General features: G+C 59.6%; 10 protein-coding genes and 1 tRNA gene. 8 read left to right on the top strand and 3 right to left on the bottom strand.

What is annotated here, in order from left to right; all coding sequences use genetic code 11:
- Position 1: 1 nt before the first annotated feature.
- Complete coding sequence (gene sctV / locus MF6394_RS29290) at positions 2-2,095, bottom strand: type III secretion system export apparatus subunit SctV (RefSeq protein WP_078468085.1); 2,094 nt, start codon at positions 2,093-2,095, stop codon at positions 2-4.
- Entirely contained in the window at positions 2,092-3,153 is a 1,062-nt protein-coding gene (gene sctW / locus MF6394_RS29285) for a type III secretion system gatekeeper subunit SctW (RefSeq protein ID WP_078468084.1), read from the bottom strand. The genes sctV and sctW overlap by 4 nt, the downstream gene beginning before the upstream one ends.
- Before the next feature lie 264 nt (positions 3,154-3,417).
- Here sctW and MF6394_RS29280 point away from each other — a divergent pair, with 264 nt between their 5' ends.
- From MF6394_RS29280 to MF6394_RS29260, 5 genes are all read left to right on the top strand, one after another.
- A complete protein-coding gene (locus MF6394_RS29280) occupies positions 3,418-3,969 on the top strand; it encodes an RNA polymerase sigma factor (protein ID WP_047712531.1) in 552 nt (183 codons plus the stop codon).
- A 237-nt stretch (positions 3,970-4,206) separates the two neighbouring features.
- Positions 4,207-4,283, top strand: a tRNA-Met gene (locus MF6394_RS29275).
- Positions 4,284-4,411: 128 nt separating this feature from the next.
- Positions 4,412-5,191, top strand: coding sequence for a PhzF family phenazine biosynthesis protein (locus MF6394_RS29270; RefSeq protein ID WP_078468083.1), 780 nt, complete (start codon positions 4,412-4,414; stop codon positions 5,189-5,191).
- Positions 5,192-5,227: 36 nt separating this feature from the next.
- The gene (gene ggt / locus MF6394_RS29265; RefSeq protein WP_078468082.1) at positions 5,228-7,057 is read left to right on the top strand and encodes a gamma-glutamyltransferase; all 1,830 of its coding nucleotides are present in this window, start codon (positions 5,228-5,230) and stop codon (positions 7,055-7,057) included.
- A 27-nt stretch (positions 7,058-7,084) separates the two neighbouring features.
- A complete protein-coding gene (locus MF6394_RS29260) occupies positions 7,085-7,801 on the top strand; it encodes a polyphenol oxidase family protein (RefSeq protein ID WP_047712529.1) in 717 nt (238 codons plus the stop codon).
- Positions 7,802-7,886: 85 nt separating this feature from the next.
- Here the strand turns inward: MF6394_RS29260 and ddlA are convergent, their stop codons facing one another.
- Complete coding sequence (ddlA, locus tag MF6394_RS29255; protein ID WP_078468081.1) at positions 7,887-8,981, bottom strand: D-alanine--D-alanine ligase; 1,095 nt, start codon at positions 8,979-8,981, stop codon at positions 7,887-7,889.
- A gap of 162 nt (positions 8,982-9,143) precedes the next feature.
- Here ddlA and MF6394_RS29250 point away from each other — a divergent pair, with 162 nt between their 5' ends.
- The 3 genes from MF6394_RS29250 (at position 9,144) to MF6394_RS29230 (ending at position 11,730) form a co-directional block, all read left to right on the top strand.
- The gene (locus MF6394_RS29250) at positions 9,144-9,953 is read left to right on the top strand and encodes an AraC family transcriptional regulator (protein WP_044271350.1); all 810 of its coding nucleotides are present in this window, start codon (positions 9,144-9,146) and stop codon (positions 9,951-9,953) included.
- 463 nt (positions 9,954-10,416) lie between these two features.
- Entirely contained in the window at positions 10,417-10,626 is a 210-nt protein-coding gene (locus MF6394_RS29240) for a hypothetical protein (protein WP_050516308.1), read from the top strand.
- An 867-nt stretch (positions 10,627-11,493) separates the two neighbouring features.
- Positions 11,494-11,730 carry a hypothetical protein gene (locus tag MF6394_RS29230; protein ID WP_003188310.1) on the top strand — a complete coding sequence of 79 codons (237 nt, stop codon included), beginning with the start codon at positions 11,494-11,496 and terminating at the stop codon, positions 11,728-11,730.
- Positions 11,731-11,964 lie beyond the last annotated feature (234 nt).

Below are 11,964 nucleotides of genomic sequence, written 5' to 3'. Positions count from 1 at the left end.
CTCATGCCGCCGCCCCCCGCACCAAGGTTTCCTGGCCCAGGTCTATGCGCCCCAGGACCTTGACCTTGGATGTGCTTCCCAACTCAGCGAAAGACAGCACCGGGACATGGTTGAACTCTTCCAGCAGCAAGGTCCGCAATGGGCTGCGCAAGTCTTGCGCCACCAACATCACACTTTTGCTCTTGGCCCTTAGAACAAAGGCTTGGTTGAGCAGGCTGATAAAGGCCGCGCTGTTGTTCTCGTCCAGCGCAAAGAACACGCCGGTCTGGGTCTGGCGCAGCGCCTCGCGCAGGATGTTTTCGCTCTGCGGAGACAACAGCCAGGCATGCAGGCCATCGACCTCGCTGTACTGGTGGTAGATCTGTGCCTTGAGGGCAATGCGCGCATAGTCGGCCAGGGCTTCGGGTTCACGCTCGTGTTGCCCGTACTCGATCAGCGACTCGACAATCAGTCGTACCGCCCGCAACGGTACGCCTTCACTGGCCAGGCGTTGCAACACCGCGGAAAAACGTGACAGCGGCATGATGCGCTGCAGTTCCTGCACCAGTTCCGGCTGGTTATGCTCAAGCCAACTCAAGATCGACTTGCTCTCCTGAATCCCCAGGAACTGTGGCCCGCTGAGCATCATCGCCTGCCTCATGCGTTCCAGGATCAGTTGCGTGGCCGTGAAGCGCTCCAATTGCGGGTCATCGAGCAACGGATCATCAGGGGGCAACCAGAGCCAATCCTGTTCATCCCGCTCCGCCAGCCCCGGTATGGCGTGCTCTGGCTCAACTGTCAGCGCCTTGCGCTCAACGGCCACATGATTGACCACTGACGCCCTGACCATGGGCACCTCATGCACACAGAAGCGCATTTCATCGACGGCCAGGGAGTCATCGAGTTCGACTTCGAACGGCGGCAACGTCAGGCCAATATTGGCCACCAGTGAGTTTCGCGACTGGCGAATCCCATGGATCAGATCCGTCACCTCAGGCGTTCCGCGCAGAACGGGGGAAAACTGCAGCAGGTAAGGACGCGAAGGGTCAAAACCGCGCAAGTCCTCTTTACCGTTCTCTTCAGGGCGGACGACTTCAGCGGCCTCGTTGGCGGGTTCTGCCTGTCGCTGACGCTGACGTACCAGGTAGTACCCCACACTCCCGGTGATCATCGCGATAAAAATAAACACCAGGGTAGGCATGCCAGGCACCAAGGCAAACGCAAGCATGCCCACCGAGGCAATCACCCAGCTCTTGGGTTCGCTGGTCATTTGCCGGGCAATTTCGACACCCATGTTACTGACGCCTTTGCGTCCATCCGGCGCTACACGGGTGATGATCATGCCCGCAGTCAGAGAGATCAGCAGCGCTGGAATTTGCGCTATCAGGCCATCGCCGATGGTCAGTACCGAATACAGCGAAATGGAATCGGCAGCGCTCAGGCCGTGCTGGAACATCCCCGTGGAAAAGCCGCCCAACAGGTTGACCACGACGATGATCAAACCAGCGATGGCGTCGCCTTTGACGAACTTCATGGCGCCATCCATGGCCCCGAACAGCTGGCTTTCACGCGACAGCTGATCGCGTTTGTCGCGCGCTTGCACGCCGTCAATCAACCCGGCTCGCAGGTCGCTGTCGATGGACATCTGTTTACCCGGCATCGCATCCAGGCTGAACCTCGCCGCCACCTCGGCGACCCGCTCCGAGCCCTTGGTGATCACCAGGAAGTTGACCAGGGTCAGGATCAGGAAGATCACCATCCCGACCGCCAGGTTTCCTCCAACCACAAAATTACCGAAGGCCTCTACGATGTCACCAGCGTCCTGCTCCAGCAGGATCAAGCGAGTGGTCGCAATCGACAACGCCAGTCGAAACATGGTCGTCAGCAACAAAATCGAGGGGAATGACGAAAACGCCAGGGGGCCCGGCAAGTAGAGCGCCAGCACGATCAAGAGGCACGAAATACAGATATTCAAAGCAATCAGAATATCCACCAGCCAGGTGGGCAGTGGCACGATAAAGATAAAGATAATGCCCATGACCACCACGGCGCCCAGCACTTCGGCACGTTGTGCCGCTTTAAGCAGCAAGCCGTTGATGGTCGACAGTACGGTCACGTCATTACCCCCGACAGACCGGCGCGCTTGGTTCCGCCATGAATTCGATTCAGCTCATCCATCACCACCACAAAGCTGGCCAAGGTTTCCTGACGGCCTCTATTGTCAGGCCACAGGGCCAGGGGCAATTGCTGGATGAGGGGATAAAGCGCGTTGAGCGCAATGAGTTGCCGGGCGAGCGGCCCTCCCCCCAGATCATCCCCCAGCCGCAGGATTTCGCCGGCGGTTATACCGCTGCCGGCGTAACCCAACAGACGCTGCAGCAGCGTAACCGCCTCATCCTCCATACACAGGCGCTGCTTGCACGCCACGCAACCAGCCAGCACTGCGCTCAATTGCCCGCAGCTTCGCAGTCCCACCAACAAGGTGCGCAACATTGGCGTAGGCATTGAGGACACCAACGCGGCTATATCGTCCGCCAGGGCTTTACGCATCACGGTAAGCCCGTCTTGAAACCGGTCGCCGCCGTATACACCCAACAGGGCTTGCATCATCGTCGCGAGGGATTGGCGCGTGACCACGCTGGCGTAGTAGAGCGCACGTAGGGCCTGGCGCTCCTCGGCGTCCGCGCAGGCCGCTTGCAATGCCACAGCGATATTTAGGCCGGCCTGGATTTGCCCCTTGAAACGAGCCTCCAGCTTGGCAATCGCTGAACGCGCCAAGGCAGCCTCGGATTTACGGATTTCAGTATCGGCCTCGTTGGCCAGGTGCTTGAGCACCACGAACGCACGCGCCGGGTCGCCGCCCGCAATGTCGAGCAGCTTTTCGACACTGGCGCTTTGCAGCAAGTGCATCCTGAGTCGGCGCGAAACCGCAGCCATGCTCGCCTGGGCCGGGTGACCCAATTGGTCATAAAGCTCCGCCAGCTTTTCAGCCGCAGGCACGCGCACGCCCATCTGCCGATGGGCCAGCGGAAGCTTGTTGAGCTCCACCTCCTGATTGAACCGATGGGCCAGTTCGTCGACACCCTTCGCAAGTGCAGGCACGGAGGCAGTGTTGATAACAGGTTGATCCGGACGTTGGACCGTTTGCACATCGTTGCGAGATTCGACTTTCATGGACAGGCCAGTTCAGGAAGAGTGTTTTCCCTGTGTGGCCAGGCCTACCCATACAGTTCCATTGAAATTTGAGGCTGAGGCGAGTTTGAAAATACTTGCACAGACGCCCATTTCCCAAGTGCAAAAGCCTGCGTAAAAGAACCTCAATTCAAAATATTTATTTATTTAAATCAACTATTTATACGATTTTTTCTCTTTGGCACATGCAGTGCAATCGGGTTTCTGTCGACACGTTTCGACTGCGTCTACCTTAAGGAAAAAATCATGAATATCCCTATTGAAGCCTTAGTTCACCTTGGTGGCAGTTCGCCTCAATTCATGCTCCATCTGACAGACGACCAACAGAAAAAACTCCGACGTTTCATTCACAAACGGGTACTCAATCCCGAAGACGCGGATGATCTTTTGCAACTGACTTACTTGGAAGCCTGGCGCAATCGCGAGCGTTTCAGTGGTAACGCCACGCTCAGCACCTGGATGTGCGGCATCGCGCAAAACCTGATCCGCAACCACTTTCGACGCCTGTATGCCAAGCCTGCACATTGCGAATTCGATGAGTCGCTGTGGCACGGACAGGAAGAAAGCCACAGCCTGGACTGGGAATTCGAGGTCAACCGGCGACTGGAAAATACCCTGAGTGCGATCGATCACTTGCCCACAGAAATGCGTAGGACGTTGTATGCCTCGCTGCAAACCGACGGCAGCTACCAGGACACCGCCGACGTACTGGACATTCCTATCGGCACCGTGCGCTCGCGCCTGTCACGGGCACGCGAACAGCTCAAGCGCGTCACCCACACCTCACTGCACCCGTAAGTTGAATTAGCCGGTCAAGCGTTGGGCGACAGGGATATCTGCCCAACACTGTCGGACTTGGCCCGCGAGTAAACCTTCAAAGACACCGAGCTTCTTCTACTCCCCCTCATCCACGGTGCATTCGCCACCGCCCGTCGCCAAAATCAGCGCTTTGGCTTAAACAGTTGAAAGCGTAGAAAAATTTTCAACAAAAACGCTTGACGCATTGCCGTTCCAAGCGAATAATGCGCGCCACTTGGCTACATAGCTCAGTTGGTTAGAGCATAGCATTCATAATGCTGGGGTCCGGGGTTCAAGTCCCTGTGTAGCCACCAAGTACTAAAAACGGCTTACCGAAAGGTAGGCCGTTTTTTTATGCGCGCAAAAAAACTCCCCAACTGTATTTTGACGCCCCCCACCCCCACTGTTAGTGTCCAGCCTCCCCCCAACACGGAGTGCCACGATGCAACTGGACATCTACCAAGTCGACGCTTTCAGCCACCATCCCTTCGGCGGCAACCCGGCAGCAGTGTGCCCACTCACTGAGTGGCTGCCTGATGAGCAACTGCAGCAGATTGCGGCCGAGAACAATCTTTCGGAAACCGCGTTCTTTGTACCCCGTGGCGACTTCTATGAGTTGCGCTGGCTCACGCCGGAAGTTGAGGTGGACCTGTGCGGCCATGCCACGTTGGCAGCCGCGTGGGTATTGATGCACAAGTTGGCGGACGCCCCCCAGGTGTTGCGCTTTGCGACCCGTAGCGGCGAGTTGCGGGTAACGCGCAATGGCGATGAGCTGGCGATGGATTTTCCGGCCAAGAAACCCGAACGCTGCGAGCCGCCCCACGGCATGTTGAGCGCCCTGGGGCTTGAAAACGCCGAGGTGTTTGGCACCGACGACTACATCGTGCTGGTGGAAGATGAAGCCCAGGTAGCGGCCCTCACACCGGATTTCGCACGGCTCAAGGGCCTGCCTAAACGCGGGATTGCGGTGACCGCCAAAAGCACGCGGTTTGATTTTGTCTCGCGCTGGTTCGGCCCGAATGTGGGGGTCAACGAAGACCCGGTTACCGGCTCGGCGCACACCTCGCTGGCACCGTTCTGGGCCGAGCGCCTGGGCAAATCGCAATTGAGCGCCGAGCAAGGCGGCCAGCGTAAAGGCCAGTTGCGCTGTGAGCTCCAGGGTGACCGGGTGATTATTTCCGGCAAGGCCGTGCTGTACATGCAAGGCACGATTTACCTGTAAAACGCAGTCGCCCAAGGACAACAGCCCCTTCTCACCATGAACGGAGTTCAGCGCGTGTTTTTGATTTCCCGCCGCAGCCTGACAGTCATCGCCGCCACCCTGGCCCTCGCCGCCTGCCACACGCCGGTCAATGAACAGCCACCGGCCCCGGAGTTGGGCTCGGGCTATCGCACCGACCTGAGCACCCGCCACGCCGAGCGCCATATGGCTGCCGCCGCCAACCCATTGGCCGCCGAAGCCGGGCGTGAAATGCTGCGCCAAGGCGGTTCGGCCATTGATGCGGCGATTGCCATGCAAGCGGTATTGACCCTGGTGGAACCGCAGTCGTCCGGCATCGGCGGCGGTGCGTTCATCATGCTGTGGGATGGGCACAACGTGCAGGCTTACGACGGCCGCGAAACTGCACCGGCCGGGGCGACAGAGCGTCTGTTCCTGAAGGCCGACGGTACGCCGATGGCGTTTACGGATGCGCAAATTGGCGGGCGCTCGGTGGGCACGCCGGGCGTACTGCGCGCCTTGGAGATGGCGCACAAAAAGAGCGGCCACCTGCAATGGGCCAAGCTGTTCGAGCCGGCGATTCGCCTGTCGGAGCAAGGCTTCGCCATTTCCCCACGCTTGCACAGCTTGATCGCGGCTGACCGCTTTATCGCGCAATCGCCCGACATGGCGGCGTACTTCCTGAATGCCGATGGCTCGCCAAAAGCCACCGGTACACGATTGAAAAACCCGGCACTGGCTGCGGTGTTCAAGCGCATCGCCAAGGAAGGGCCGGACGCGCTGTACCAAGGCCCGATTGCCGAGGAGATCGCACGCAAGGTACAGGGCCATCGCAATGCCGGCAGCCTGTCCCAGGCCGACCTCAAAGGCTACACCGCCAAGCAGCGCGCACCGCTGTGCACCGACTACAAACAATGGAAGGTCTGCGGCATGCCACCGCCGTCCTCGGGCGGGATAGCCGTGGCGCAGATCCTGGGGACATTGCAGGCGCTGGAAACCCGCGACCCACGCCTGGCCATCGCCCCCATGACACCGGTCAAGAGCGCTTCGCCGGCCGGGCTTGAACCGACACCCGAGGCCGTGCACCTGCTCGCCGAAGCCGGGCGCCTGGCCTTTGCCGATCGCGCGCTGTACGTGGCCGATGCAGACTTCACCCCCGTCCCGGTCGCCGGCCTCGTCGCGCCAAGTTACCTGGCACAACGCGCCACGCTGATCGGCGAGCGCAGCCTGGGCATCGCCAAGCCCGGCCACCCCGCCGGTATTCAGGTGGCGTACGCACCAGACCGCTCGCCGCTACGCATCTCCACCTCACAGGTGGTGGCGGTGGACGACCAGGGCGGCGCCGTGTCGATGACCACCACGGTGGAAGCGGCATTCGGCTCCCATGTGATGGTCCAGGGCTTTTTGCTCAACAACCAGATGACCGACTTCTCGTTCATCCCCGCAGAAAACGGCCAGCCTGTGGCCAACCGCGTACAACCGGGCAAACGCCCACGCTCGGCCATGGCGCCGACCCTGGTATTCGACCGCAAGACAGGCGAACTGCTGGCTACCGTCGGCTCCCCCGGCGGCTCGCAAATCATCGAATACGTGAGTAAATCCCTGGTGGCCATGCTCGACTGGAAGCTCGACCCGCAGGCGGCCATCAGCCTGCCCAACTTTGGCAGTCGCAATGGTGCTACCGAGTTGGAAGTTGGACTGTTCAGCCCGGCGCTGAAACAGACGCTCAAGGACAAGGGCCACGCCCTGAGCGAGATCGAGATGACCAGCGGCGTGCAAGCCATCGTGCGCACACGGGATGCCCAGGGCAAGGTGTCGCTGGACGGCGGCGCCGACCCTCGGCGTGAAGGCGAGGCGTTGGGCGACTAGGGTGTTTTGATCAAAGGAGAATGCACGGTGCACAAAGCCCATAACCTCAATGCCCTCCCCGGCGTGGATCACGGTTTTTGCTCGATTGACGATCCGCTGCGCCCCGATGGCGTGTTTATTTGCAAACAGGTGCACAGCGCGTCAGTGATCGAGTGGCAGCCGGGTCAGCCGGCCAACACGAATGAGGCTGACGGGGTGTTCACCCGCAGCCGACAGCCGATTGCGGTCATCACGGCCGATTGTTTGCCCATTCTGATCGCGGGCGGTGAGTCGGTAGCAGCCATTCATGGCGGCTGGAAGGGCTTGCAGCGTGGGATCATCGGCAATGCCGTGCAGCGCTTCATAGATGACGGCATTACTGTGGACCAATTGCGGGTGGCGATCGGGCCGTCGATCAAACCGTGCTGCTATGAGGTGAGCGCAGCGTTTATTGCCGAGCTCCAGGTCGATCAAGGCCACCTGTGGCAGCACGGCCAGGCACCCTGGAGCGTTGAGCAACCGGCGCCTCTACAGCCCCCGCGCATTCCACCGCCCCACGCCAGGCAAACGGGAAGTGCCTGGTTTGATTTGAGCGGGTATGGGCTGCTGTTGCTGCACGCGGCGGGGGTCAAGCGCGAGCAGATCGAGGTGAGTGACGTGTGCACTTATTGCACGTCGCCGACGTTTGCCAGCTATCGCAGGAGGACGCATCACTTGGAGGAGCCGAAGACGTTGATCTATTCGTGGATTGCTCGTACAAACTAACGATCAAACCTTACTCTTGTGGCGAGGGAGCTCGCTCCCTTGCCACAGCTGCTCACAAGCCGTTGAGTCGAGCGCCCCCAAACAATCAGCGATTGCTCTTCAACCCCTTGCGACTCGCATGTCGCTCCAACGCCAACTCAATCAACCGGCTCACCAACTCGCTGTAGCTCATGCCCGCCGCCTGCCACAGCTTGGGGTACATGCTGATGCGGGTAAAACCGGGCAGTGAGTTGATCTCGTTGATCAAAACTTCGCCGTCTTGGGTCAGGAACACATCCACCCGCGCCAGCCCGGCGCAACCCAACACCTCAAACGCTTCGATGGCCAGTCGGCGAATGCGCTCGCTGGCTTCATGACTGATAGCCGCCGGCACCACGACCTGGGCGGCCTGGGCGTCGATGTATTTGCTGTCGTAGGAGTAGAAGCCGCCGCTCACCACGATCTCGCCACAACCGCTGGCGATGGGCTGGTCATTACCCAGCACAGCGCATTCGATTTCACGGCCCTGCACGGCGGATTCCACCAGCACTTTTTCATCAAAGCCCAGCGCCAGTTCAACGGCAGCGTGGTACTCGGCTTCGTTGCCGACTTTACTCACGCCCACAGAGGAACCCTGGTTAGCGGGTTTGACGAACATCGGCAAACCGAGCTTGTTCACCGCCGTTTCAAAGGAGGTGCGCGCCGCGTTGCGACGTGTAAGGGTGATGAAGGGTGTGACGGCAATACCCGCGTCACGCAGCAGGCGCTTGCTGATGTCTTTGTCCATGCACACGGCCGAGCCGAGCACGTCGGAGCCGACGAAGGGCAAGTCGGCCATACGCAGCAAGCCTTGCAGGCAGCCGTCTTCGCCGAGGGTGCCGTGGACAATCGGGAAGATCACATCGATGTGTTCCAGCAAGCCCTGGCCGGAGGTTTCCACCACTTGCTGGCTGGCCTTGCCGGGCACCACCGCCAATTCACGGTTGGACTGGTTGAGGGCGATGAGCGCCGGGTTTTCCTGGTTGAGCAGGAAATTGGAGGTGTCATTGAGGTGCCAGTGACCGGCCTTGTCGATACCGATCAGCACGGGCTCAAAGCGCGAGCGGTCGAGGGCGTCGACGATGTTGCGCGCCGATTGCAGCGAGACTTCATGCTCAGCCGAACGGCCCCCAAAAATAATCCCTACCCGCACCTTGCTCATGACCCGACCTCACTATTGAAAGTAAGGCTTCTTACCACGGGCGGTCAGCGATTCGCTACCCGATGTGCCTCGCCCAACACCTGCACAATCGTACAAGACCCCGGCAGACAACCGGTGCAGACTCAGTTAACGTGTTTCCACCTCCTTTTGTGACAAGTCACCATGGGCAACCCCACCCACTCCCTCGACTGGCTGCACCGCGCGCCCCACGCCAGCGGCCTGGACCGTATCGAGGCGTACTTTGCCGGCTTCGCTTTCGACCCCCACCGCCATGACACCTACGCCATTGGGCGCACATTGTTCGGCGTGCAGAGCTTTCATTATCGCGGCGGCACGACCCACAGCCTGCCCGGCACCACCATGGTGATACACCCGGATGAAACCCATGACGGCCGCGCCGGCAGCGACGAAGGTTTCAAGTACCGGATGATTTATGTGGAGCCGGCGCTGATCCAGCAGATCCTCGGTGGCCAGCCGTTGCCGTTTATCCCTGGCGGCTTGTCCACCGACCCACGGCTGCACCGCGCCAGCGAAGTCTTGTTGCAAAGCCTGGATTGCCCGATAGACCCGATGCAAGAGCAAGACGCCCTGTTCGACCTAGCCCAGGCGCTGAGTGCTGCGTCCGGGGCCATCATCCACCGTAAATCCTTTGACTACATCGCAGCCGAACGCGCCCGTGAGTTCATCCACAGCGCCCTGGGCCGCAGCATCACCCTGGATGAAATAGCCGACCACGCCGGCCGCGACCGCTGGGCGTTATCGCGGGATTTTCGCGTGTTGTTCGGCACCAGCCCCTACCGCTACCTGACCATGCGCCGGCTGGACCTGGTGCGCCACTTATTGGCCCAGGGCCAATCGTTGGTGGATGCGGCCATGACCGCAGGCTTCACCGACCAGAGCCACATGACCCGCCAATTTCGCAGCACCTACGGCATGCCGCCATCACGTTGGGTGAAGATGCTCGGACGCTGAAATGCGTGGGGACTGTAGGAGCGAGCTTGCTCGCGAAAAGCGTCAACGATAACGCGGGCTCCCTGAATGAACGCGGCGCCGGTAAGTTTTTCGCGAGCAAGCTCGCTCCTACAAAAGCTGCCCAGTTACTGGCATTTGGTCATGGTTTGTAAAAGGCCAGCAAGCCGTGTCCCTTTAAATTGCAGGACGTTTCCGAGACAATCCCCGCCGCCTTGTGCCTGTTGGAATCGATGGCTAGTCTTCGGCCCGTCGCTGGATTTCAGTGATCGGGTTTAGCAGCCCGAACTCAATAGGCACAGGTTCACCTATACGTTTATGGTGGCTGTGCGCGGGGCACTTTCGGGTGCGCCGGTTTTCCTATTGACCGGTCTGCTAACCCGCGTACAGCTGCCACCTTGCGTTTAGCAGCGTGAGTGGTCGCTCCCTTGCACAATAGGAGTTACACCAACTTCCCGATCCACCCATGGATTGCCTCGTCGTCAATGAAGAGCTCAGCTTCGAAGACGCTCAACTCTACATTTCCCATCTGATCAACAGCGCATCGGCCACGGTGTGGGACTGTTGCGATCATCTGCAACCCCACGACCGCGCCCGAATCCATGCCGCATGGCACTTGCTGGAGATGGCCAAAACCGTGGTAAACCGCACCATCGAGTGCATGCCGCGCACCTGAAAACACTACAAAACCCATGTGTGTGTGCTGGCTTGCCTGCGATGGCCATAGATATCGACACAACGCTGTCGCAATCAACGGTAACCACGATGCGAAGCGAGCCGCTCTTGATCTTGATCTTGATCTGCTTTTGATCTTAGGCGCCCCGTTAAACCACGCTGGCCGGAATTCGACAGGGATTTGGGGGGTAAACCGGCAGGGATGCCGGCTTAGCCGCCCCGCGCCATGGATGGCGCGTGGCGGCGGCCCCCCAAATCACTGGCGGATTACGGGCACACCGAGCCTAAGCGAGGTGCCGAGTGGTGGGGCAAGAGCGTTTTGCTTACTTTTGCGCTGTTCAAAAGTGAGCCGCCGTCAGGGCGGAACCCTAAGTGGCCGTTACCGCAGCAATGGATATGTACCCAATCCAACTGTGTTGACTGCCAGGCCGCCTTCGCAGGCAAGCCAGCTCCCACATTTGGATCTCGGTGTGTCAGGTAGATAGGCGGTTGACAGGTGGTCACGGAGGCAAGCGCCCCTCCCACCGTTGAAGTGTGGCGTTACTGGCATTTGGTCATGGTTTGTAAAAGGCCAGCAAGCCGTGTCCCTTTAAATTGCAGGACGTTTCCGAGACAATCCCTGCCACCTTGTGCCTGTTGGAATCGATGGCTAGTCTTCGGCCCGTCACTGCCTTTTCAGTGATCGGGTTTAGTCGCCCGGACTCTAATCAGGCGCATGGTCCTCCATGAGGTTTTATGGTGGCTGTGCGCAGGGCACCCTCGGGTGCGCCGGATTTTCCTGATTAGCCGGTCGACTAACCTGCGTACAGCCGCCACCCTTCGTTTAGTCGCGACTGGGCCGGCTTCTGCCTTAATCAGGAGTTACACCATGACCAAAGCACTTCCCGATCCACCCATGGATTGCCTCGTCGTCAATGAAGAGCTCAGCTTCGAAGACGCTCAACTCTACATTTCCCATCTGATCAACAGCGCATCGGCCACGGTGTGGGACTGTTGCGATCACCTGCAACCCCACGACCGCGCCCGAATCCATGCCGCATGGCACTTGCTGGAGATGGCCAAAACCGTGGTAAACCGCACCATCGAGTGCATGCCGCGAACCTGAAAACCCCACAAACCCTATGTGGGAGCTGGCTCGCCTGTAACCACGATGCGAAGCGAGCCGCTCTTGATTTTGATCTGCTTTTGATCTCAAGCGCTCCGTCAAACCACCCCCCGGTGTCAGGGTAGTTGTCGTGTCCCCCGCTTTTTGAAAAGCATTCCGGGGGCGGCAAGAGTATGGTCATGCCTTTCTATTCAGAAGAACGTAAAGCTGCGCTGCTGAAAATGATGCTTCCGC

It is taken from the genome of Pseudomonas sp. MF6394 (assembly GCF_002018845.1).
GTDB lineage: Bacteria > Pseudomonadota > Gammaproteobacteria > Pseudomonadales > Pseudomonadaceae > Aquipseudomonas > Aquipseudomonas lactis.
The sequence above is the reverse complement of the archived record's forward strand: the minus strand, read 5'-3'. Positions and strand labels throughout refer to the sequence as shown.